General features: G+C 37.3%; 27 protein-coding genes. 12 read left to right on the top strand and 15 right to left on the bottom strand.

All coding sequences use genetic code 11. From position 1 onward, the window contains the following. Position 1: 1 nt before the first annotated feature. From Q2T41_RS15390 to Q2T41_RS15400, 3 genes are read right to left on the bottom strand one after another with little or no spacing between them, the layout of a single operon-like run. Complete coding sequence (locus Q2T41_RS15390; RefSeq protein WP_304436799.1) at positions 2–1,426, bottom strand: CCA tRNA nucleotidyltransferase; 1,425 nt, start codon at positions 1,424–1,426, stop codon at positions 2–4. A gap of 4 nt (positions 1,427–1,430) precedes the next feature. Beyond that, entirely contained in the window at positions 1,431–1,991 is a 561-nt protein-coding gene (locus Q2T41_RS15395) for an L-threonylcarbamoyladenylate synthase (protein ID WP_304436800.1), read from the bottom strand. A gap of 13 nt (positions 1,992–2,004) precedes the next feature. Next, entirely contained in the window at positions 2,005–2,835 is an 831-nt protein-coding gene (locus Q2T41_RS15400; protein ID WP_304436801.1) for a hypothetical protein, read from the bottom strand. Between the two features lie 98 nt (positions 2,836–2,933). On the opposite strand from Q2T41_RS15400, the gene Q2T41_RS15405 reads away from it, so the two are divergent. Continuing rightward, positions 2,934–3,752, top strand: coding sequence for a glycosyltransferase family 2 protein (locus Q2T41_RS15405; protein ID WP_089262168.1), 819 nt, complete (start codon positions 2,934–2,936; stop codon positions 3,750–3,752). Here the strand turns inward: Q2T41_RS15405 and Q2T41_RS15410 are convergent. Together Q2T41_RS15410 and Q2T41_RS15415 are read right to left on the bottom strand one after the other, a co-directional pair. Continuing rightward, positions 3,734–4,528, bottom strand: a complete 795-nt coding sequence (locus Q2T41_RS15410) for a glycosyltransferase family 2 protein (RefSeq protein ID WP_304436802.1) — start codon at positions 4,526–4,528, stop codon at positions 3,734–3,736. The genes Q2T41_RS15405 and Q2T41_RS15410 overlap by 19 nt on opposite strands. 254 nt (positions 4,529–4,782) lie before the next feature. Then, positions 4,783–5,598, bottom strand: coding sequence for a 2,3,4,5-tetrahydropyridine-2,6-dicarboxylate N-succinyltransferase (locus tag Q2T41_RS15415; RefSeq protein WP_304436803.1), 816 nt, complete (start codon positions 5,596–5,598; stop codon positions 4,783–4,785). Positions 5,599–5,699: 101 nt separating this feature from the next. Between Q2T41_RS15415 and ruvX the strand changes: the two genes are divergently transcribed. The 6 genes from ruvX (at position 5,700) to Q2T41_RS15445 (ending at position 9,586) form a co-directional block, all read left to right on the top strand. Beyond that, positions 5,700–6,116, top strand: a complete 417-nt coding sequence (ruvX, locus tag Q2T41_RS15420) for a Holliday junction resolvase RuvX (RefSeq protein WP_304436804.1) — start codon at positions 5,700–5,702, stop codon at positions 6,114–6,116. Beyond that, a complete protein-coding gene (locus Q2T41_RS15425; protein WP_304436805.1) occupies positions 6,113–6,796 on the top strand; it encodes a DUF1919 domain-containing protein in 684 nt (227 codons plus the stop codon). The genes ruvX and Q2T41_RS15425 overlap by 4 nt, the downstream gene beginning before the upstream one ends. A gap of 2 nt (positions 6,797–6,798) precedes the next feature. After that, the gene (gene def / locus Q2T41_RS15430; protein ID WP_304436806.1) at positions 6,799–7,389 is read left to right on the top strand and encodes a peptide deformylase; all 591 of its coding nucleotides are present in this window, start codon (positions 6,799–6,801) and stop codon (positions 7,387–7,389) included. Positions 7,390–7,447: 58 nt separating this feature from the next. Further along, the gene (locus tag Q2T41_RS15435) at positions 7,448–7,876 is read left to right on the top strand and encodes a DUF5606 family protein (protein WP_304436807.1); all 429 of its coding nucleotides are present in this window, start codon (positions 7,448–7,450) and stop codon (positions 7,874–7,876) included. Positions 7,877–8,071: 195 nt separating this feature from the next. Continuing rightward, the gene (locus Q2T41_RS15440; RefSeq protein WP_304436808.1) at positions 8,072–9,163 is read left to right on the top strand and encodes an ATP-binding protein; all 1,092 of its coding nucleotides are present in this window, start codon (positions 8,072–8,074) and stop codon (positions 9,161–9,163) included. A gap of 18 nt (positions 9,164–9,181) precedes the next feature. Further along, the gene (locus tag Q2T41_RS15445; RefSeq protein ID WP_304436809.1) at positions 9,182–9,586 is read left to right on the top strand and encodes a response regulator; all 405 of its coding nucleotides are present in this window, start codon (positions 9,182–9,184) and stop codon (positions 9,584–9,586) included. 16 nt (positions 9,587–9,602) lie between these two features. Here the strand turns inward: Q2T41_RS15445 and Q2T41_RS15450 are convergent, their stop codons facing one another. The 6 genes from Q2T41_RS15450 to Q2T41_RS15475 all read right to left on the bottom strand — a co-directional run bounded on the left by Q2T41_RS15450 (position 9,603) and on the right by Q2T41_RS15475 (position 15,490). Next, positions 9,603–11,216 (bottom strand): beta-N-acetylhexosaminidase, encoded by a 1,614-nt coding sequence (locus Q2T41_RS15450; protein WP_304436810.1) that lies wholly within the window; start codon positions 11,214–11,216, stop codon positions 9,603–9,605. Positions 11,217–11,225: 9 nt separating this feature from the next. Next, complete coding sequence (locus Q2T41_RS15455) at positions 11,226–11,900, bottom strand: SGNH/GDSL hydrolase family protein (RefSeq protein ID WP_304436811.1); 675 nt, start codon at positions 11,898–11,900, stop codon at positions 11,226–11,228. Between the two features lie 21 nt (positions 11,901–11,921). Next, positions 11,922–12,797, bottom strand: coding sequence for an alpha/beta hydrolase (locus Q2T41_RS15460; protein ID WP_304436812.1), 876 nt, complete (start codon positions 12,795–12,797; stop codon positions 11,922–11,924). 10 nt (positions 12,798–12,807) lie between these two features. Further along, a complete protein-coding gene (locus Q2T41_RS15465; RefSeq protein ID WP_304436813.1) occupies positions 12,808–13,536 on the bottom strand; it encodes an MIP/aquaporin family protein in 729 nt (242 codons plus the stop codon). Between the two features lie 199 nt (positions 13,537–13,735). Then, positions 13,736–14,656, bottom strand: a complete 921-nt coding sequence (locus Q2T41_RS15470; protein ID WP_304436814.1) for an SMP-30/gluconolactonase/LRE family protein — start codon at positions 14,654–14,656, stop codon at positions 13,736–13,738. After that, positions 14,657–15,490: a sugar phosphate isomerase/epimerase family protein gene (locus Q2T41_RS15475; RefSeq protein WP_304436815.1), complete on the bottom strand. Its 834-nt coding sequence runs from the start codon at positions 15,488–15,490 to the stop codon at positions 14,657–14,659. 158 nt (positions 15,491–15,648) lie between these two features. On the opposite strand from Q2T41_RS15475, the gene mazG reads away from it, so the two are divergent. Then, complete coding sequence (gene mazG, locus Q2T41_RS15480; RefSeq protein ID WP_304436816.1) at positions 15,649–16,425, top strand: nucleoside triphosphate pyrophosphohydrolase; 777 nt, start codon at positions 15,649–15,651, stop codon at positions 16,423–16,425. On the opposite strand, the gene Q2T41_RS15485 is transcribed toward mazG, so the two are convergent. Next, positions 16,422–16,838, bottom strand: a complete 417-nt coding sequence (locus Q2T41_RS15485) for a response regulator (protein ID WP_304436817.1) — start codon at positions 16,836–16,838, stop codon at positions 16,422–16,424. The genes mazG and Q2T41_RS15485 overlap by 4 nt on opposite strands. Before the next feature lie 250 nt (positions 16,839–17,088). On the opposite strand from Q2T41_RS15485, the gene Q2T41_RS15490 reads away from it, so the two are divergent. Genes Q2T41_RS15490 through Q2T41_RS15505 form a run of 4 tightly spaced genes read left to right on the top strand, consistent with a single transcriptional unit; the run spans position 17,089 to position 20,964 of the window. After that, on the top strand, positions 17,089–18,456 hold the full coding sequence (locus Q2T41_RS15490; protein WP_304436818.1) for an MATE family efflux transporter: 1,368 nt from the start codon (positions 17,089–17,091) through the stop codon (positions 18,454–18,456). 50 nt (positions 18,457–18,506) lie between these two features. Then, positions 18,507–18,734 carry a DUF8828 family protein gene (locus tag Q2T41_RS15495; RefSeq protein ID WP_089262132.1) on the top strand — a complete coding sequence of 76 codons (228 nt, stop codon included), beginning with the start codon at positions 18,507–18,509 and terminating at the stop codon, positions 18,732–18,734. Between the two features lie 5 nt (positions 18,735–18,739). Then, complete coding sequence (locus Q2T41_RS15500; RefSeq protein WP_304436819.1) at positions 18,740–19,309, top strand: phosphatase PAP2 family protein; 570 nt, start codon at positions 18,740–18,742, stop codon at positions 19,307–19,309. Next, positions 19,306–20,964, top strand: coding sequence for a glycosyltransferase family 39 protein (locus Q2T41_RS15505; protein ID WP_304436820.1), 1,659 nt, complete (start codon positions 19,306–19,308; stop codon positions 20,962–20,964). The genes Q2T41_RS15500 and Q2T41_RS15505 overlap by 4 nt, the downstream gene beginning before the upstream one ends. Here the strand turns inward: Q2T41_RS15505 and Q2T41_RS15510 are convergent. From Q2T41_RS15510 to meaB, 3 genes are all read right to left on the bottom strand, one after another. Beyond that, a complete protein-coding gene (locus Q2T41_RS15510) occupies positions 20,958–21,845 on the bottom strand; it encodes a lysylphosphatidylglycerol synthase transmembrane domain-containing protein (protein ID WP_304436821.1) in 888 nt (295 codons plus the stop codon). The two genes, Q2T41_RS15505 and Q2T41_RS15510, sit on opposite strands and share 7 nt — an antisense overlap. Continuing rightward, positions 21,829–22,788 carry a glycosyltransferase family 2 protein gene (locus tag Q2T41_RS15515; RefSeq protein ID WP_304436822.1) on the bottom strand — a complete coding sequence of 320 codons (960 nt, stop codon included), beginning with the start codon at positions 22,786–22,788 and terminating at the stop codon, positions 21,829–21,831. The genes Q2T41_RS15510 and Q2T41_RS15515 overlap by 17 nt, the downstream gene beginning before the upstream one ends. Positions 22,789–22,872: 84 nt before the next feature. Next, positions 22,873–23,853, bottom strand: coding sequence for a methylmalonyl Co-A mutase-associated GTPase MeaB (meaB, locus tag Q2T41_RS15520; protein WP_304436823.1), 981 nt, complete (start codon positions 23,851–23,853; stop codon positions 22,873–22,875). Position 23,854 lies beyond the last annotated feature (1 nt).

The following is a 23,854-nucleotide window of genomic DNA, read 5'->3' on the forward strand; positions in this document are numbered from 1 at the left end:
ACTACTTTGAAATTTCTAGTCCTAATTCTTTACCCTTAAGATACATAAACTTTTTGGCCGCTTCATATTCATTTAAAATTTCTCCTTCCAAAATAGCTTCTTTGATTGCTTCCTTGATGATGCCAATTTCCTTTGAGGGTTTTAAGGAAAAAGTTGCCATGATTTCTTCTCCACTTATTGGTGGCTGAAAGTTTCTTACGTGATCTCTAGCTTCTACTTCTTCAATTTTTTGGCGTACGACCTTAAAATTTTGTCTGTATTTACGTTGTTTTTTTGGGTTCTTGGTGGTTATATCCGCCTCACATAGTGTCATTAAATCCTCTACATGTTCACCGGCGTCAAAAATAAGCCTGCGCACGGCAGAATCCGTAACATAATCTTCTGATAGTACAATTGGTCTTGAGCTCATCAGGACCATTTTTTGAACAAATTTCATTTTATCGTTCAAGGGCATCCTTAGGCGCTTAAATAATTTGTAAACCATTTTGGAACCCACATACTCATGCCCGTGAAATGTCCAACCAATTTTTTTATGGAACCTTTTGGTTGGTGCCTTTCCTATGTCATGCAATAGGGCGGCCCATCGTAACCATAGATTATCCGTAGCCTGAGCTATATTATCGACGACCTCTAATGTGTGCCAAAAATTATCTTTGTGCTTTTGACCCTCAATTTCTTCTATACCCTGTAATGCCGTTAGTTCAGGCAAAATATAGGGTAACAGCCCTGTTTCATGTAACAGTGACAATCCTACTGAAGGTTTTGGACAAAGCATGATTTTATGGAGCTCGTCCAATATACGTTCATTGGATACTATTTTAATTCGTTCCTTATGTTCAGTGATCGCCTGTAATGAGGGCAAGGCAATCTGAAAATTTAATTGTGTGGCAAACCTTATGGCCCTCATCATGCGCAACGGGTCATCAGAATAGGTTATGCCAGGTGCTAAAGGCGTTTTTATGATCTTGTTCCCTAAATCCTCCATTCCGTTAAATGGATCGACAAGGAATCCGTAATTACCTTTGTTCAAAGAGAGGGCCAATGCGTTTATGGTAAAGTCGCGCCTTTTTTGATCGTCCTGCAAAGTCCCATCCTCTACTATTGGCTTTCTGCTATCTCGTTGATAGCTTTCTTTTCTGGCCCCAACAAATTCCAGTTCAATGCCCTCACTTTTTATCATGGCCGTTCCAAAATTTTTGAACACTGAGACCTGTGGATTGCCGTTCAGTTTTGAAGCTACTTTTTCAGCAAGTTTAATACCGCTACCAATGGCCACGACATCAATATCTTTTGAAATGTCCCTGTCTAAAAAATAATCCCTGACAAAACCGCCAATAACATAGCAATCTACCGCAAGTTCCTCTGCGGCTTGGGATATAGTTTGAAAAATAGGGTTTTTTAAAGCATCTATATAGCTCTCTTGCATGTCTTTATTCTCGAATGATCTTCACGGTATTATCATTAGATAATCTAATGATCGATGATGAGGAACTATTCTGTTTCTCTCTATGCAAATTTACCACATAGTCCACACCTTTTAAAATGGCATCCTCTATATTTTGGAAACTTTTTGGTGTGGGGCGACCCGAAATATTGGCCGAGGTAGACACGATAGGTCTTTTAAATTTCCCAATAAGATATTGGCAGAATTTATCCGTTGCAACGCGTATGGCCAATGTATTGTCCGGTGCAATGAGGTTTTTGGCGACCCCACGCGGTCTATCATAAATAATAGTTGTCGGTTTGGTGGCCAAATCAATAATATCATAGGCAAGTTCAGGAACTTTTTCAACATGTTTTTCCAACATGGCATCATTGCCTACCAAACATATTAATGCCTTACTGTCATCACGTTCTTTTAAGGCATATACTTTCTTTACGGCTTCCGCATTGGTAGCATCACAACCAATACCCCAAACGGTATCAGTTGGGTAAAGGATAAGTCCACCGTTTTCCAAAACTTCTATGCATTTGTTGATTTCCTCTGTCATTGTAAATTGTAGATTAAAGAAATATTTCTGGTTCTATATTGAAATGCTGGGTCAGTGCCAGCCATTGTACCCTGTTTTTATCCTCGCCAATATTTAATCTTTTAAGCGATTGTTTTTGTGACCCCATAATAGGTATGGGAGCTTTTGTCCTATTTTCGGCCAATTTGGCCTGCGTTTCATTAAGTACGGCCATTACCTTAAACCACAGGTCGTCTGCCTTAGGTGCAAGTTTTAAAAATAGACTTGTATTCATTACTTGCTCGGAAAGGCTTTTTGGAGGGTATAGTACGCCCTCGGCTCCAATTGGTATTACTGCAGTGCTATTGATAGAATTGTGTTTTGGATATACCCAATTTTTATAAGGTAGTACATGTCCCTCTTCATTATAGGTAATATATCTGGTCTGGTTTGCAATGACGGCATTAGGATATAGCTTGTGTTCTTTATATAACAACTGTAACCAATTTTCTCTATACATCATATCATCATCGCACGTAACAATGGTTTCGTTGGGATAATGTTCCAGACTATGGATTAATTTGCGATGAGAGCAGGTTAAATGTGAATATTTTATTTCAAATATATCCGATTCTAAGCGTGATAGTCGTTTGGGAATCTCCGTTTTCAAGGACTGGTGCAACCATAACACTATTTTTTTAGGTCTTTTATTCTGATTCAGTAGGCTCCTTATAGTTAAATGGAGCGTGCCTAATCTAGATGGTATTGAAGTCAAAGAAACAATTACGGGAACAGGGTCTTTTTCCTTCTTGTTCATCCTAGAAGGGGAAATAGCTAAAAGTTTGGCTGAGGTGTAAATTGATACAGGTATTTCTTTTAACTTCATTTTACAATGCTGTAATTTGTCCTTTTAAAAATTAGACCGTCTTTTCTGCATCAAAGATAGATAAGACTTTTATATTTTTGCCGTAATTTACAAGTAGCATGGAGATTCCTAAAATTAGTATCATTGTTAGTACCTATAATGCCGAAGAGTGGTTGAAAAAGGTATTATGGGGCTTTGAACAACAGATCTTTAAAAATTTTGAGGTCGTTATTGCCGATGATGGTTCCGGGCCGGCTACAAAAAATCTCATCGCGGAAATGTCCAAAAAGGTGCATTACCCTATTGTTCATGTTTGGCAAGAAGATGATGGTTTCCAAAAATCAAGAATTTTAAACAAAGCGGTTACGGCGTGTACCGCGGATTACATTATCATGACCGATGGGGATTGTATCCCTAGGGAAGATTTTGTGCAGGTTCATTATATCAACAAGGAACCAGGATATTTTATATCTGGGGGATATTACATGCTTCCCATGAATATTTCAAAACTAATCACTCTAGAGGATATTGAAAAGCAACGTTGTTTCAATATACATTGGCTCAAGGAAAAAGGTATACCCCAAACCTTTAAAAACAATAAACTGACCGCTCAGGGGTTTATTTCCAAAATATTAAACTGGATAACGCCTACCAATGCCAGTTGGAACGGACATAATTCTTCTGGGTGGAAAAAGGATATTGTAAACGTCAATGGCTTTGATGAGCGTATGCAATACGGTGGTCAAGATAGGGAGTTGGGGGAACGTCTCTTTAATTTTGGTATTAAATCCAAACAACTTCGTTATAGTGCAGTTTGTGTGCACCTAGACCATAAAAGAGGATATAAAACCCCAGAGTCTATCGCAAAAAACGTAGGAATACGGAATACTACCAAGAAAGAGAAACGGGTGTGGACGTTCTACGGCATTACCAAGTAATAGGCCAATTCATTCTTTTGTTCCAATCGCTTTAGTTCCTTGTAACGTTCAAGTACGCCCAAAGCATTAAGATAGCAAATGATAAACCCTTTTTTGCCATCTAGGACTCCTAAGCGCAAAATGTAGTGGTTAAAGAATTTCCATCCGGTCTTCAATACCATTTTTACATAATTGTATTGCTTTTCCTTGTAGAAAGACTCAATGGCCTTTAAGCGACCATATTTAAGCATTTTGCCTTTGTAATCCTCGTAATTTTTATAGCAATAGTGCACTAATTTTTCCTTGAGAATACCAGATGTGCCATTCACATCCAATGTTTCATGGACTATTTTGCAGTCGGAAAATTTTACCTTGCTTTTTCTAAAAAGACGAAAATTCTTATCGGTCTGCCAACCGCTATAGTTCAACTTTTCATTTTTGAACATGAACTGTCTGTAGAACCAAAAAGCGGAAATTTCCGTTTTACTGGAAATAGTGGTCAATATTTCCTGCTGCAATGCACTGGTCACTATTTCATCTGCATCTAAAAACAGTACCCAATCATTGGTTGCCTGTTTTAAAGTAAATGATTTTTGTGCTGTGAAATTTTCAAACGGGTTCTGTATTACCTTTACTTTTGGATGGTTTTTTAAAAATTCATATGTGCCATCCGTACTAAAAGAATCCACAACAATGATTTCATCTGCAAATGAAACGGATTCTATACATTTTTCAATGTATCCCATTTCATTATAGGTGATGATCAATGCTGTAAGTTTTTCTTTTGCGGTAACCATAAATTTCCAAATTGGTAGGTTTACTCAAACCGGAGTGAACAAAGTTATAACAAAAAAGGAATTAAAAAATTGTGTAAACGACTAAAATTCTTACAAATTCCCTATATAGCATTTGCTTGTTCCTACATATAATATAGAGGCAATTTTTTTAAATGGTTGCGTTTATTTTAAAACAAAATGGCGTAAAAACAAACCTCTCCAATTATCCGTTGGTAATCAGGTAATTGGAGAGGTGATATATAGTTGTTGATTATTTAAACAGCAACATCATATTCTCTCAACGCTTCATTAAGTGAAGTTTTTTTGTTGGTACTTTCCTTTCTTTTCCCAATGATCAACGCGCAGGGAACATTAAACTCTCCTGCCGGAAATTTTTTGGTATAGCTTCCAGGAATAACTACAGATCGTGCAGGTACCAACCCTTTTCTTTCCACGGGTGTTTCACCGGTTACATCAATAATCTTTGTAGAAGCGGTCAATACTACATTTGCGCCCAATACGGCCTCTTTTTCTACACGTACGCCTTCAACGACAATGCACCTTGAACCTATAAAGGCATTGTCCTCAATGATTACCGGAGCAGCCTGTAATGGTTCAAGAACCCCACCAATACCAACACCACCACTTAAATGAACGTTTTTGCCTATTTGTGCACAACTACCAACGGTGGCCCAAGTATCTACCATAGTACCCTCATCTACATAGGCACCAATATTGACATAACTTGGCATTAAAATAGTACCTGCGGAAATATATGATCCATGTCTTGCTACGGCATTGGGCACCACACGGATACCTTTTTCGGCATAGCCTCTTTTCAATGGCATTTTATCATGGTATTCAAAAATACCGGCTTCCAAAGTCTCCATTTTTTGTATTGGAAAATACATGACCACTGCCTTCTTGACCCATTCGTTAATCTGCCATCCATCGGTTGTTGGTTCGGCACACCTAAGCTCGCCTACATCCAATAAATTAATTACTTTTCTAATTTGTTCTTGGGTAGCGGCCTCTTTTAATAGGTCTCTGTTATCCCAAGCTTTTTCAATATGTGCTCTCAGTTCTGTCATTTTCTTCAAAAATTTTATCAAATATAAGTTGAAGAAGATGAATTCACCATTCGCAAAAGCACATATAACAAATTATCCTTTATTTTTGCCAAAAATTAAGTTTGGGAAGGATTCTTGCAATTGATTATGGAACTAAGCGAATTGGCTTGGCGGTAACGGATGAAATGCGGATGATTGCATTTGGTCTTACTACTGTAGAGACTTCCAACATTTTTTCTTTTTTGACCGATTATTTTAAGAAGGAACACGTTTCATTGATCGTAGTAGGGGAGCCTAAACAAATGGATAATTCCGCATCAGAATCTGAAATGTACATTCAACCTTTTGTAGAAAAGCTGAAAACAGTTTTTCCTACCATAGAAATAGAACGTCATGATGAGCGGTTTACCTCTAAAATGGCCTTCCAGACTATGATTGACGGCGGACTAAAGAAGAAGCATCGGAAAAACAAGGCATTGATAGATGAAATCAGCGCAACCATAATTTTACAATCGTATTTAGGAAAAAGTGGAATATGATGTTGCAACGATTGGAAATATTCATAAAGCGAAAATTCCGCAAAATATTCTCTTCCTTTTATCAAAAAAATGATCGGGATAGATTAAGGAACACGGATTTTGTATTGATTTCTAGAAATTGCTGGGGAGGACAAGCATATCAATGGTTGGGAAAACCTTATAATACTCCTTTTGTTGGACTATTTCTATACGGCCCTTGTTACATGAAATTGCTGCGTAATTTTGATGAATATATACATAAGCAACTAAGGTTTATTGAAATTTCTAAATATCCAGACGCTTATAACAACCACCCTATAGGCTTACTTGGCGATGTTGAAATACATTTTCAACATTATGACAATGAAAATGAGGCGCGTGAAAAATGGGAGAGAAGAAAGCAACGAATGTTAAAAGTATCCAAGGATAATTATTTTTACACCATATGTGATCGGCGTAACGTTACTTCTAATGACATTGAGGAGTTTCACGAAATGGAGTTTAAGAACAAATTGTCCTTTTCATTTGAACGTATAGATGGTTTATGCAACCGTCGGCATATAAAATTTATAAAAGACCCTTTGAAGAAAAAAGGGAGTGCACCCAACGGCAAAAAAAGATTCAAACTAAGTTTTTTGTATTTTGATATGATTCGTTGGTTAAATGATAAAACTGTAATTAGAACAAGATTTAAAGCGTAAATATGATTTTACCCATTATTGCATACGGTGATCCCGTATTGAGAAAAGTTGCTACGGATATTGATAAGGAATATCCAAAATTAAACGAGTTGATTTCCAATATGTGGGAAACAATGTACAATGCTAGCGGAGTAGGACTTGCAGCACCACAAATTGGACTTCCCATTCGTTTATTCCTTGTTGATACCACACCTTTTTCAGATGATGAGGACCTTACAAATGATGAGCAACTACAATTAAAGGATTTTAAACAAGTGTTCATCAATGCCAAGATAACCGAAGAAACAGGTGATGAATGGGCGTTTAACGAAGGTTGCCTTAGTATACCAGATGTTAGGGAGGATGTAAATAGAAAAGGTACCATACAGGTAACCTATTTAGATGAAAACTTCAAGCAGCATGCAAAAACCTTTGATGGTCTTTTGGCCAGGGTTATACAACATGAGTATGATCATATAGAAGGTATTCTTTTTACGGATAAATTATCTGCATTGAAGAAAAGAATGTTAAAGGGTAGGTTGACAAATATATCCAAGGGGAAGATTACAGTAGATTATAGAATGAAATTTCCAGCTTTAAAAAAAGGACGTTAATTCTCTTTATAATTAATAGAAAAGTATAATCTTTGTCGACTTAAATTTAAAATATACTATGGGTTTAGAGAAAATATTGTCCGTTGCTGGAAAACCAGGTTTATATAAATTGATAACACAAACCAGGACAGGATTTGTAGCGGAATCATTATTAGATGGTAAGAGGGTTACGGTAAGCCTTCGTAGCAGTGTAAGCGTACTTTCTGAAATAGCTATCTACACCCTTGAGGAAGAAGTACCTTTAAGAGAGGTTTTTCAAAAGATACAGACCAAAGAAAATGGGGGTAAGACTGCAGTAGGTCATAAAGATGAAAAAATAAAATTAGAGGAATACTTTTTTGAGGTGCTGCCTAATTATGATGAGGATCGTGTATATGTAAGTGATATCAAAAAAATTATACAGTGGTACAATATACTGGTTGATAACAATATAACGGACTTTACAAGCGAAGAGAAAGATAAGGAAGCAGGTTCTGAAGAAGAATAACAATACACTAATAGAATTTAAAAGGCCTCGATTTTAATAAATCGAGGCCTTTTTGTTTATCGATAAAACTGTTTCAACGACAGTTAACGGCAATTCCCCGATAGTTTTATTGCAAATAACCTAAAACACAAAAGATTCAACGTAATACTCTTGACCTTAGCATTATAAATTAATGTTCAATGTAGTATGTGTAAAATGGTCAACAATAGTATAGATGAAATTAATAACGATATAAAAAGCGCTTTTTTTGAAAACGCCCATTCACCTTTTGTGATTTTGGATGGTGATATGAATTTTGTGGGCGTAAACCATGCAGGTGTCAAAACCTTGGGAATTAACAAAGAAAATTTTATTGGTAAAAATCTATTGGATATCTTTCCTTATCTAGAAGGTACCAAACGCTATGATGCTTACAAAAAGGTTATAGAGACCGGCGTGCCAATTGGTTTTGACGAACTATTGTTCAAAGGTGCCAACGTTGAATTTAAGTTTATGGTAAGGGCCTTTAAAATAGGTGAATATTTAGGGGTGTCTACTTTAGATGTCACCAGTTTAGTGGAAACCATTGCCAAATTAAAAAGTACCCAAACTTCCTTGGAAGAGGTCAATCAAAATTTACAACGTAAAAATCAGGAATTAAAGGACTTTTCCTATGTTGCCGCCCATGATCTTAGAGCTCCGCTTACCAATTTAAAAAGCTTGCTGGAAATGGTCTTGACGGCCGATCCGGGTTCGACTGAAATTTATCCTGTAGTTGAGAAAATGCAGGTCGTTACAAAAGTTATGTGCGACAAGATTAGGGCGTTGAACCAGGTCATCAGTATAAAATCGAACTTTAGCGAGTATACAGAAGAAATGGTTTTTGCCGATGTGATCGGTAAAATCAAGTTAAGCCATTCTCAAGAAATTATTGAAGGAAGAACTATTATAAAGGAAGACTTTTCAAGCTGCCCTAGCATAGAATATAATCCGGTACAATTAGAGAGTATACTACAAAATTTAATGTCCAATGCTTTAAAGTACCGCCATCACAATAGAAAATTAAGTATTCGTATTTCAACTAAAAAAGTAAACGAAAAAACCATTTTAACCTTTAAGGACAACGGCCTGGGCTTTGACCAAAACTTGTCAAACAAAATATTTCTATTATTTAAAAGAATGCATACGCATGTTGAGGGGTTGGGAATTGGACTTTATATTATGAATTCCATCGTTAGTGAAAATGGCGGTAAGATAGAGGTTAGCAGTAAAAAGAATAAAGGAACGGAATTTAGAATACAATTATAAATTAGAATTTATATAAAAATGATAAAAATATTAATAATCGAAGACGATGAAATCACCAATTTCATTTCTAAATCCACATTGGAAAAATTTGGGTTCAAAAATATTAGCGTGGCCCTTAACGGACAGGAAGGCTTGGATTTTTTACGGTCTAATATGTGCCCGGATATCATACTACTTGATGTGAATATGCCTGTATTGGACGGGTGGGACTTTTTGGAAGCGAAAGAACGTGAAAACCTTTGTCCCAACGTACCCATAATCATTACCACCTCTTCTGGAAGACCGGAAGATAGAATCATGGCAGCAACTTATGATAATGTAATGAACTATATGGAAAAACCTATAGATTTCAATGCATTGAATATTATACTAAAGGATATTCAGGCTAAAAAAATCAAAAGAACAAAAAAAGCCTCGTTATAATCGAGGCTTTAAATTATTAATCTTTTATTATGGTTTCGTAAGTATAATTGCTCTTTTTCCAATCAATGAGAGGCGAACGGTAATACTTTACGTCCATACGGTCAAGAAATGGTGCCTGTTCTGCCAGACGGACTTTGTAATCTTCCCAATTTCTGTTATCGGGTATGCTCCAGCTAAGTTCAGAGTACCCTATTATCCTTGGAAAAGCTAAATATTCCAGTTCATCTATTGTACTGATAGTCTCTGACCATAATGGGGCTTCCACGCCTAGAATATTTTCCCTGGGAATTCCATATTCCTCAGGGGACCAGGTATAGGCCGTATCCACAGGTATATATGCTGCCCAGTGCAGTCCAAATTTGGATAAGGTATCATATTGCATATCCAAATAGGCTTTTTTGGCGGGCGATACTATTACCTTCATCCCTTTTTCTACCGCTTTTTTAGCATTTTCTTCACTGGCCCACCATTGTGAAATGGAAGTTTCATCTACATTGGCTATGGCAACTTCGTCCCAACCAATCATTCTCTTTCCATGCTTTTGAACAATTTTCTCTACTTTATTGATGAAATAAATGTAATCGTTCTTTTTGGTAACGTGGCTTTCATCTCCACCTACATGAAAATAGGGTCCGGGCGTAATTGCGGTAATTTCCCTAACCACATCATCTATAAAGGTATACACGGTATCCTTTCTAGTATCAAATGTGCTAAAACCTACTCGGGTACCTTCATATAGTTTTGGGGTCTTCCCGTTTCCGTTTAAGAAGGGATAGGCTACAGAAGCCGCATTGGTGTGGCCAGGCATATCGATCTCAGGTACAATAGTCATATAACGCTCTGCCGCATACGCAACGATCTCTTTATATTCTTCTTGGGTGTAAAATCCACCAGATTCACCACCAACCTCGGTTTGCCCACCAATTTCCGTAAGTTTGGGCCAAGATTTAATTTCTATTCTCCATCCTTGGTCATCGCTCAAATGTAAATGAAGTACATTGATCTTGTAATAGGCCAATATGTCAATGTATTTTTTAACATCTTCTACACTAAAAAAATGTCTAGCTACATCAAGCATTGATCCTCTATATGCAAAGTTGGGATTATCATAAATTTTACCGGATGGTACTGGCCAAATCTGTTGTGGTGCCAAGGTGTCATTGCTTTGTATTGGTATTAATTGGCGCAGGGTCTGTATTCCCCTAAAGGCACCTTCAGAATTGTTGGCATTGATGATAATGGAATCTTGATTGATGTATAATTGGTAGGCTTCTGGCGCAGCCAGTTCCAAACTATCAGATTGATTAATATAAATAATTCTTTCAACCGTATTGTTGCCTTCGGTATTAACAGGAATGGTCAACTTGGTATGGTCGTTCAATTTTTGGGACAAGAACTTTCCTACCTCTTCAAATCCTGTAGCATTTTTTGACGTGTAGATTGCCGTAAATTGGTCAAGGGCAAAGGCGGAGTTTGTTGGTATTGTCTTTAATGGCTTAGGAATTAAACTGTTGACGGATAAATCCGTCGTGGGCATTGGTATATGTGCTTTCTTTTTTTCAGTACAGGCAATACATACCAAAGTAATTGCAAGAAAGCAAATACTTCTTATGCTAATGGTTTTGATCATTATTTCTAATTATTGGTTCTCGACTAAGTTTATCATGGCATTATACCATATGTCATATCCTTTTTGATTCATATGTAGCCCATCTTCGATAAAAATATCGGTTCTTAGTTTTTTATTTTCCAACATAGGGTTCCACACATCAACAAAAAATAAATTGGTGTCCTTGCCGGATAACCGTTCCATCTTTCTGTTTAACCGTTTATATTTCCCACGTATCTTCCATCTACTAATGCTGGGCTTTGCAGCTATCAATATAATCTTAGTACCTGGATTGTGCGCTTTTATTCGACGGATGATTTCTTCGGTCGTATCAATAACTTGATTTGGTCTTTTTTTGGCCCATAGATCATTGTCACCTTCATAAATAAATACCTTTTTAGGGCTATATTTTAATACTAAAGTGTCCAAAAAATAGAGTAGGTCAGATGATTGGGAGCCCCCAAATCCTGTATTCAGAATTTGATGGTCGGCAAAACGTTCTTCCAGACCTTTCCATAAACGCACACTTGAACTACCTGTAAAAACAATAGTCTCTCTTTGTGAATCCCAAATAGAGTCATATTTTTTATTGATCTGGGCTACTTCATCCGTAAAACCGTTTTCTAATTGTGCTTGTGAGCCAAAAGTGCCGCACAGTATGCAAAAGGTTAAAAGAGGTAATAGTTTAATGGGTATTCTATACATAAATCTTATATCTGTTTTTTGTTAATTTGCACTTACCGTGGTAAACCCCTCTGTAAGTGCCCATGAATAAAATTGGGCAATCCAATCATCTGAGGCCAAATCCTGTTTTTTCATTCCAAAACCATGTCCTCCTTTAGAATACATGTGCAATCCTGCGTTTTTGTTGTTTTCCAGCCATTCCATATACAATGCCGCACTTGGCTTTGCCAATTGTAAGGGGTCGTCCGATGCACAGATTACCAACATGGCTGGCGCATCTTCTGGAACTTCAAAATCTCCTACCACGGTCATCCAAGGATAGACGGGAACTATAAAATCCGGTCTATCTGCCATGGTGTAGTTTTGTGTAACGCCCATGGTCACCGCACCACCGGCGGAAAATCCCATAAAGCCAATTTTATTGGGGTCTAGCCCAAGCTCTTTGGCGTTGGTCCTAACATAATTTACGGCCGCAAGCCCGTCTGCAATGGACAAGGGCAAGACCGGTTTTACCCGCTCCCCAATTTTTGCAGGATTGCTGACAGATTCATCGCTAATTTCCTTGATGCCATCTACACCTGTGGGTACCAATCTATACTTAAGGACAAATGCCGTAATACCCCTATCATTTAACCATTTTGCAACTTCCCTGCCTTCACTTTCTATACTAAGTCCGTAAAGTCCTCCGCCAGGGGCTACTATGACGCTCGTACCATTTGGGTTATTGGCCTTATATATTTCTAAACGGGGAACGGATACGTTCGTCACCACTTGGGTTTGCCATATTTCTGAATAAAATTCTTTTTCTTCCGTATGCCATGTAACTTGAGAGTCCGTGGAATAGGGAAGTTCAATAATTTCTTGGGCAATACTGTTCATGTAAAGTAATAAACAGGTAAATATAGATATTGTTTTCATAGCTGTTAGTTTAAATAGTCTCGATCAACATATAAAGTAGGGCTGCTAAAATACCACCAATTATTGGCCCTACAACGGGAACCCAAGCATAGCTCCAATCACTTTTTCCCTTGTGTTTTATAGGAAGTAGTGTATGCATAAGACGTGGGCCAAGATCACGTGCAGGATTAATGGCATATCCCGTAGGACCGCCAAGTCCAAAGCCAATACCCATTACCAAAAGGGCTACCGGCAAAGCGTCCAAAGAACCCAACGATACGGCATTATCACCTACGGTACCGCCTGCTATATAGAATACCCCAAATACCAAGGCAAATGCACCTATAATTTCCGTAACCAGATTCCAGAACGGACTTCTGATCGCTGGTGCCGTAGAAAAGGTGGCCAATATTGCATTTTCATCTTCTGTAGCTTCATACTGCTTTTTATAGGTCAACCAAACCAAAAGGTTACCGATCATGGCACCAATGATTTGCGCTACAATATATCCCGGCACTAAATTCCATGAAAATTTACCGGCTGTGGCAAGCCCTATGCTTACTGCCGGATTTAGGTGTGCACCACTAATATCAGCAGATATAAAAACACCTATAAATACAGCTATACCCCACGCAAGGGATATACCCACCCAACCGGAATCCCCTCCTTTGGTTCCTTTTAATACCAAATTGGCAACTATACCGTTACCAATTAAAATTAACATTGCTGTACCAATGATTTCAAAAATATAAATGTTCATGCTTTAAATATTTAGTGGATTAAGATAGAAAAAAAGAAGGAATAACTAATATTTAAAACTGTTTGTTGCATTATTGTCAATTTTATCGGAAATATCTATTTCTTGGACAAATATTTAAGAAAAATTAAATTATCACATCGCCCATATTTAGTGGTAGAAGCAGAATTACAAATAAAATTTCTTAAAACGGATTTTTAAATCAGTCCATTGGATATCTAACTCCATGAACGTTCATCTGCAACGTATAAACAGCGCCTTTGGCCGTAATAAAAAGTGTCTCTTGATTTTTGCCCCCAAAAGTTACATTTGCTGTCCATTCTTCATTTACGGGTATATGTGCAATTTGTTTACCGTCTTTGTTGAATACTGTAACGCCATCACCTGTTAGGTACACATTGCCCTTATGGTCTATGGTCATTCCATCGGAACCCATTTCGGTAAATAAGGTCTTGTTGGTAAGATCTCCATTATCATTTATTGTAAATGAATAGGTTTTTTTTGCACCTATATCCGCTATATATAATGTCTTGCCATCTGCTGTGCCTATAATTCCATTTGGTTGAACAAAACCTTCGGCGGCTATAGTTATATCTTTTCTATTTGGAGCTACATAGTATACTCGTTTTTCCTTGATGTCCGGAGTAGTGCGATCCCAATATGGTCTTTGATAATAAGGATCGGTAAAATAAATGCCACCCTTTAGATCTACCCATAAATCATTGGGGCCATTTAATTTCTTACCTTCAAATTGTGTGATCAAGGTATCAATATTATCATTCATGCCAATCTGCCAAAGCTCATTATGTTCATCGGCAGCCGCCAATAGATTGCCTTTATGGTCAACATATAGACCGTTTGCCCTTCCAGAGGGTTTTTTAAAAACTTCAATAGTGTTTTTTGATGCACTCCATTTTAAAATTTGATCGTTTGGCTGATCTGTAAAAAAAACATCTCCCTCCTCATTGGCGGCAGGGCCTTCCGTGAAACTAAAGGTATTGGCTATTTGGCTTAGTTCTGCCCCTTCTGCAATAATACCAGTGGATTGCGATGTACAGGAACAAAAGTTTACGGCCATTGATATGGTAAAAATCGATTTTAGGGTAATTTTAAAGTGTACCATTTATATGGTGTTTAAAAAATTCATATTATGCTTCATACTATTCTCCGGGGTAGTGGCATACTCTTCCTGTTCTACATAAATATGCTCTACTCCAGAAAGCTCCCTGTTTGTTAACATTAAAGGTATATCAAGTATTCCTTTACCAAATTCTGTACTTTCCTTTTTGTCCATATCCATGTCCTTTAGATGCCATAATGGAAATCTTCCCGGATATTTTTTAAAATAGTTGATCGGATTTCTACCGGCCACCACGACCCATCCCAAGTCAAGCTCCATATAAACCAGGTCCGCTTGCGTATGGTCCATTAAAACATCGTAAAGGACAACATTGTTGTGCGATTCAAATTCATATTCATGGTTATGGTAACCGAATTTTAAACCTACTTTCTTACAGGCTTCTCCCGCCTTATTGAATTGTTCCGCCACTTTTTTATAATTATCCACAGTTTGCCCATCTGAAGGCATGGAGGAACAAATTAAATATTGTTGACCAGAAGCCACCGCATCTTCCATAGTGCGTTCAAAATCAGCATCTAATCTTATATGTCCGCTTGTTAATTTCATGCCTAAATCATTACAGGTTTGCGCCATCTCCTTGGGGGACAACCCATAATAATATCCTTTGCTAGATCCAGCACTTTCAATTTCCTTAAAACCTAATTTGGCAATGGTCTCCAAAGTCTTTTTTGGATTTGAGAGCATGCTATCCCTAAATGAATAAAGTTGTACACCATAACCAGTGGATATACTAGAAGCACAACTGATCTGTGGCATAAGAAATGTTGCGGCCCCAAATAAGCCCGTTTGTCTTATGAATTTTCTACGAGTGGTCATTGTTTTATTTTAATGATTGTTAATTAGCTATGGAGCTACAATGCATTGAACTAAATAATAAGTTACAATGTTGTTCTCCTACATTCTAAATGTACGAAATCTGCATAGGATTATAGCGGGTAACCATTGGTATACGTATTTTTGCAAAAATCCACGGTATGAACAGTAGGAAAGATCAATTACAGGCATTGGACAGGTTATTGACCATTATGGACGAGCTCAGGGCAGAGTGTCCATGGGACAAAAAACAGACCATGCAATCCTTAAGGCACCTCACAATAGAGGAAACCTATGAGCTAGGTGATGCTATTCTTGACGAAGATCTTAATGAAGTAAAGATGGAACTTGGTGATGTGTTGTTACATATCTTTTTCTATGCTAAAATTGGTTCTGAAACCGGTGATTTTGATATTGCCGATGTAGCTAATGCCATATGCGAAAAATTAATTCATAGGCATCCTCATATTTATGGAGATGTCAAGGTTGCCAACGCAGATGAAGTGAAGCAAAATTGGGAGCAAATAAAGCTAAAGGAAGGTAAAAAAAGTGTACTGGAAGGAGTTCCAAGAAGTTTACCTGCACTTGTAAAGGCCAATAGAATACAAGATAAAGTGGCCGGTGTAGGATTTGATTGGGAAAAGCCAGAACAGGTATTTAGCAAAGTACAGGAAGAGTTAGGTGAATTACGGACCGAAGTCTCCGCTGGTAATGAGGAGAAAATAGAATCAGAATTTGGTGATGTGCTATTTTCAATGATCAATTACGCTAGATTTTTAGGAGTGAATCCTGAAAATGCTCTTGAACGGACCAATAAAAAATTCACAAAGCGATTTCAATTCTTGGAGGCGCAAGCGGCCAAATTGGGAAAATCATTAAAGGACATGACCTTACAGGAAATGGATGTTTATTGGAACCAAGCAAAAATGAACGACTAGACCTCTTTAAGATGTTCCGCTACTTTTGCGATCGCTCTCACCAAGTAATCATATTTTAAAGGTTTTACAAAGTATTCTGAAATCATGGAATAGGTTTTGGCGTGAAGCATATCCTTATTGTTCAAAGAAGAGGTCAACATAAAAATATGTATCTTCTTTGCCAATTCTTCTTGGAAAAAATTCAACTCATCTAAAAATTGAAATCCATTTAAGATCGGCATATTTAGGTCTAGAAAAATAATATCCGGGATTACTTCTTCAGAATGTCTATGTTTGGACAAGACCTCTAAAGGTTCAACTGAGTCTGGAAATTCAATAGTTTTTTTTATGCCTATTTCCTGTAGGTTACGTTTTAGGACATATTTTGAAATATCGTCATCATCGATAACCCAAACCAATGGTTGTGCAATCATTTTTTTTGGGGGAATTAGTTAATGGTTACAACAGTAACGTTTTATATGCTAAAATAGTGTTCTGTAAAGTAGAAAAATTGCGTAAAAAAATACATCGCATTTATCCTAAAATTTCGGATATGGAATTGATATCTAACCAACATCTGTCTTATGCAATCAATGGTTTTTAAATTAATAGTATTAAGGTCCGGTGCTTTACCCTAGGTTTTGGAATTAGAAGTACCTTTGTCCGAAATTTAGTTCCTTAGTTTTGTTCAAAGCATATACAAAAGAGTTTAGCTACAATATAAAATTGTCCGTTCCCGTAATACTGGGGATGTTGGGCCACACTTTTGTACAGCTTGCGGATAATATTATGGTGGGTCAATTAGGTACCGCAGAACTTGCTGCAGTTTCGTTGGGCAATAGTTTTGTATTTATAGCCATGTCTTTGGGAATAGGCTTTTCAACGGCTATAACACCTTTGGTTGCAGAAGCTGATGGTGCCGAAAACAAACAAGATGCAAAGAATGCATTAAAGCACGGTTTGGTGTTGTGCACCATATTGGGGCTGTCCCTATTTGGGTTGATTATAGTGGCCAAACCGTTAATGTACGCCATGAAGCAGCCCGAGGTGGTTGTAGAACTTGCCATGCCTTATTTGGATTTGGTTGCCTTTTCTTTGGTGCCTCTGATCGTTTTTCAGGCGTTCAAGCAATTTTCGGAAGGCTTGTCACAGACCAAATATCCTATGTATGCTACCATTGTGGCCAACATCATCAACATTGTTTTAAATTACCTCTTCATTTTCGGCAATTTTGGTTTTCCTAAAATGGGTATTATAGGTGCAGCTATTGGTACCTTGGTTTCACGAATATTAATGGTGCTTTACATTTGGTATATTTTAAAGAGTAAGGAAAAATTCAATTATTATGTTACCGGATTCAATTTTAGAAAAATTGAGCAAAAGGTTATTCGTAAAATTATAGCCTTAGGCTTTCCTTCATCATTGCAGATGTTCTTTGAGGTGGCCATATTTACCGGAGCAATATGGCTGAGCGGGGTGCTTGGAAAAAATGCTCAGGCGGCCAATCAAATTGCACTGAATTTGAGTAGTATGACCTTTATGTTCGGTATGGGGCTGGGCATAGCCGCCATGATTCGCGTGGGCAATCAAAAAGGCTTGGGCAATTTTAAAGAGTTAAGACGAATTGCACAATCCATTTTCTTTTTGACCTTGCTTCTGGAAATTATTTTTGCCGCACTCTTTCTCTTGGGTAGACACTGGTTTCCGGCGCTCTACCTAGATGTAAACGATGTAGCCAATATGGCGGATAATACAGAGGTGTTGATAATGGCCGCTGAATTATTGCTTGTAGCCGCCTTTTTTCAAATTTCAGACGGTATACAAGTCGTTGTTTTAGGAGCTTTAAGGGGATTGCAAGATGTACGCATACCTACAATTATAACCTTTATAGCGTATTGGTTAATAGGTTTTCCTGTCAGTTTTTATTTAGGGCTCTACACACCTTTTAAAAGCACGGGTATTTGGATCGGGCTACTTATAGGATTATCGGCATCGGCCATTATGTTGTATCTTCGATTTAATTATTTGACAAAAAAATTAATTGTTGGTTAAAGCGTTTGCACCATCAATATATGATTATAATGAACATTAGTTTTTAGATTATGGAGTTTCCGAAATTTTTATTGGGTGATAATACCGATTTTCCTACCGCAATTTTCGTAGTACATACTGAATTCCCCAGGTTTATTATCAATCTGGAAAATGATGAGGTAGAATGGTTGGAGGAATTTTCAAAAGAAGATGAAAAGGAGTTGGAAGAAGAGGCGGAGAACCTAATTGCGGCCGCCACTGCATTCTATGATCGTGAGGTTTCCAGATATGAAGAGTAATCAATATGCTTCAAGAACTACTAGATTTTGACAAGGATTTATTTGTATTCTTAAACGGTTTAGGTACAGACCGATGGGATTTTTTTTTTCAGTTCGTCTCCCATAAGCTAAGTGCATTACCTCTATATATTTTTTTGTTGGTCCTTGCCTATAAAAAACTAGGCCTAAAACAAACCTTGGTTTTATTGGTTACCATTACCTTGCTCATAACCGTCACCGATCAACTAAGCAATTTTTTTAAATATGGCGTGGCTAGATTGCGGCCTTGTCACAATCCTGAAATTACACCGGTAATGCGGTTGGTAAAAAGTTATTGTGGAGGCCAATACGGTTATTTTTCCGCCCATGCGGCAAACGCATTTGCGGTAGCCGTGTTTTTTAGCATTTTATTAAAATCTGAAATTAAGTACATAGGCGTTGGTCTGTTGATATGGGCAGCTCTTGTTGCCTATAGTAGGGTATATATTGGAGTTCACTTTCCGCTTGATATTTTTACGGGTGCGGTATTGGGCTCGTTGTTTGGTTGGTTGTTTATAAAGTTATTTATATTTGCACTTCGCAAATTTTCCCTATGATATCCAATCTAAGGTATTGGTTTTTAATTGCTTTGATTTTCTTGGTCTACCTGGCCGGTATGTTTGCAACCTTGTTTGAGAACGATTCTGCCCAGTTTTCCGTGATGGCCATGAGGATGGTCCAGGAAAATGACTTTTTAAGTCTTTTTAAAGGTCCCAATGAATATTTGGATAAGCCCCATATGCATTATTGGTTGGCCGCCATTTCCTACAAAATTTTTGGCTTGCATGCATGGGCCTATAGAATTCCAGGAATTTTGGCAACGTTACTTGCGGCTTATAGCTGTTATGGACTTGGCGCTTTACTGTATAACAAAGATGTGGGTAGATTGGCAGCTTTAATATTCATGACTGCCCAAACCATAGTTTTAGGTGCAATTGATGTTCGTACAGATGCTGTTTTGACCGGTTTTAGCATACTGGCCATTTGGCAATTGGCTAAATATGTGGAGCATGGATCGGTACGTAGTATTGTCATTGGTGCTTTTGCAGCCGGAATGGCCTTTTCTACCAAAGGGCAAATAGCACTTCTTGTAATTGGTTTGCCCTTGATCTGTCATATAGCATACACTAGAAAATGGAATGCTTTTTTAAGTTGGAAGGTTCTTTTGGCTTTATTGGTTTTTGGACTTACAATAACTCCTATGTTATATGCCTATTACACGCAGTTTGATCTGCATCCGGAAAAGGTGATTAGAGGTAAAAGCAATCGTAGCGGTATTTTCTTTATATTTTGGGAACAAAGTTTTGAACGTTTAAGCGGTGAGGGCATAGGTAAGAACAGTAGTGATTTCTTTTTCTTTTTCCACACTTTTTTATGGGTTTTCCTTCCTTGGACCATTATTGGTATTACTGCATATTGGGGTAGACTAAAAACTTTTTTCAAGTCTAGGCTAAAATTCGATTCCAAGTATGAATTTTTAACATTGGGCGGTATAACGCTTATTTTTGCGGTCATTAGTTTTGCCCAATTTAAGCTTCCACATTATTTAAATATAACCATTCCTTTATTTGCGGTATTAACTGCTTCATCTTTATATAATACCTACAGGCTTCAACAACAGCGTACTATTCATATTTTAAAAATAGGTCAGTTTTTTGTACTTGGAATCGTATTCATTGCTTCTGCCTTAATATGTTTTTATGTATTCAAATTAAACAGTGTCCTGGCATATATATCGCTAGTCGTCGCGGCAATAATCATTGTGTATTATGCTATGAAGAGGGAAGGTGAATATATAAAGCTAATAACGGTTTCCGTTTGCGCTTCTGTATTATTGAATGCTGTTTTAAACTTGCATTTTTATCCAAACCTATTGGAATACCAAGGCGGTTCTTCTATGGCTAAAATTGTTGAACAAAAGAATATTCGCGTTGATCGTATTTATAAAATTGGGGACGATTTCACATGGGCCCTGGACTTTTATAATCAATATCCCGTTCAGATAACTTCGGTAGATTCCTTAAAAAACAAGAAGGATGTTTGGGTATATGTTACTGAGGATGAAATGGAATTATTGAAAAACAAAGATTTTGATTGGGATGCCCAATTTAGTGTTGACCAATTTAGGATTACAAGACTTCAGGGTAAATTCCTGAATCCCAATACCCGGAAAAAGGTGACTGGAAAAATGTACTTACTACATATTTATTGACCTTTACCGTGTAAAGTTCTTACTTGCAATTTTATTTTTTTAAAGTGATACCAAATGCCGCACAAGGAAATTATAGCGGTTATCAAAAAAAACAAAACACTGATACTTACGGATATATTTTCATCTAAACCTAAGAATTGGGCACCATAAAAGAATGTTACCTCCCTACTACCTATACCACCTAATGTCAATGGTAGTACGGCAACAATAGATGAGATAAGAAAGATAATTAGATAGGAGATTTGGTGCAACGTAATATTAAGGGCCATTAATATACACCATAGACAGATTAATTGTGCCAATTGTACCAAGCCGGACAACAATGTTGTTTTCCAAAAAATAGGAATTACATAATCAAAGAATTTTTTGTTGAGCAACCAATAGACCGCAATTGATAGTGGTATTGCCAGAATAAAAATCCATTTATAATTTACCAGTTTTTCTATTTCTGCTACTGCCAATAACCCACAGGCAAAAATAAAGAGTAGCAGTAGTCCTCCTAACCGATCTAATATTAAAACACTTATTATTTTTTTGGTTGATACCTCAAAATTCTTTTTAAGGACATACCCTTTATAAGCATCACCACCAATACCGCCAGGAAGAAAAAGATTGTAGAACATACCCAAGACATACAATTTAAGATTACTTTGTTGGGTCAAGGGTACGTTAAGTTGATGAAAGTAAAGATTTAGCCTAAAGGCCGCTATAATTTTTGAAGCAACAAAAAAAAGAGTAGCAATTATCAGGTAGAACGGATCACTTTCAAGTACAATATTCTTTATCTCACCAATATTTATCTTGGTGTAGATGAAATAGATTAAGAGGGCACTGATCAGTACCTTGATGCCAGTGGTTACTTTTTTATTTAATTTGGCCACCTACGCTTACTTTTTTAACACGGTAAGGTCTTTTCTTCTGGGATTCATAATAGGTACGTATTAAAAGCTCCATTACTATTCCTATGGTAAACAGTTGAATTCCTGCAAGAATAAACATCATCCCGAACATCAATAGGGGTCTAGTGCCTATATCCTCCCCAAAACCAACTTTTACGATCAATAGATATACATTGATTAATATTCCCAATAATATCATTAAGAAACCAAAAATACCGAACAGATGTATGGGGCGTTGAAAATATTTGCGAATAAATAAAAGGAGCATCATATCTGCTACTACCTTAAAAACGCGTTCCAAACCATATTTGGACACACCGGCATGGCGTGCGTGATGTTTTACGGGGATTTGTTTTATCTGTCCGCCTTCCAAATGAGCCAAAAGGGTAATGAACCTATGCATTTCTCCGTAAAGATTTAAATCTTTGGCAATATCCTTTGTAAAGACCTTTAGGGCGCAACCATTGTCCTTGATATCTAATTTTGTAATTCGCCTGACTAGGAAATTGGCAATTTTTGAAGGTATTTTTTTAACTAGGGAGTCCTTTCTTTTTTGACGGATACCGGTCACTACATCATATTCCTCGGTTACGGCATAGCTGAGCATTTCAGGAATATCAGATGGGTCGTTCTGCAAATCCCCGTCCATGGTAATGATATACTCTCCCTCCGCATAGTCCAACCCTGCCGCCAAAGCCAAGCTTTGCCCATAATTTTTCTTTAATTCTATAAGATGGACTTTTTCATCCTTTAATGATTTCACTACTTTTTTGGTGGTGTCCGTAGAAAAATCATCCACATATATGATTTGATAATCATAGCCTACCAGACTTTCGTGAATCTTTTGTGTTAGTAAAGTAACATTTTCCTCTTCATTATATAAAGGAACTACGACCGAAAGTAGGGAAGTGGTAATAGGTTGCATTGGGTTGTTTTTGGAATAGCGACAAAGTTATGTTTTTTATCCTTAATAATAAGGCAAAGCTGGTAGGTAACTATGTGGGGATTGTTACTTGAGCAACTTTAATAATTTTTCTGCCGCAGCAAATGGAGATGTTTTGCCGTTCATTACTTCATCTTTAAGTTCTGGCAGTAATTCCTTTGTTTTGTTGTTGTCATAGAAGGCGGTCAATACTTCTTGCTCTAAATATTGAACGAGCCATTGCTCATTTTGCTTTTGCCTATTTTTTGCAAAGAATCCGGAATCTTTCATTAAGGAGCAATAGGTTGAAATGACCTGCCAAATTTTCCGGAGTCCCTTGTTTTCAAGTGCGGAACAAGTAAGTACTTCGGCAGACCATCCGTTTTCCTTAGGAGGGAACATATGTAAGGCCCTTGTAAATTCCGTCTTTGACAATTCAGCATTTTTAATATTGTTGCCGTCTGCCTTGTTAATGACTATTAAATCCGCCATTTCCATGATGCCCCTTTTTATACCCTGCAAGTCATCACCGGCACCGGCTAATTTTAATAATAAAAAGAAATCTACCATACTATGTACGGCTGTTTCACTTTGGCCTACGCCAATGGTTTCAATAATAATGGTATCATACCCTGCCGCTTCCAGCACAATAATACTTTCCCTGGTTTTACGTGCAACGCCTCCCAAAGTTGAACCTGATGCGGATGGCCGTATATAGGCATTGGGGTTTTTGGCCAATTCCAGCATACGTGTTTTGTCCCCTAAAATGCTTCCTTTTGTTATCCTGCTAGAGGGGTCAACGGTCAATACCGCCACTTTTTTCCCCAAATTTGTGAGCAGTGTGCCAAATTGTTCAATAAACGTACTTTTACCCACTCCTGGAACTCCTGTAATGCCTATTCTTACAGTATTATGATTTGATATACACGCTTGCACTATGTCGTTTGCCATTGTGCGATGTTCTGCCTTGGTACTTTCAATAAGCGTAATTGCTTTACTGACCAGAGCTATGTCATTGTTAAAAATACCATCTATAATATCGGTAGAAGTAAGGTTGGCTAGATTCATT

Source organism: Maribacter confluentis (genome assembly GCF_030505015.1).
Classification (GTDB): domain Bacteria; phylum Bacteroidota; class Bacteroidia; order Flavobacteriales; family Flavobacteriaceae; genus Maribacter; species Maribacter sedimenticola.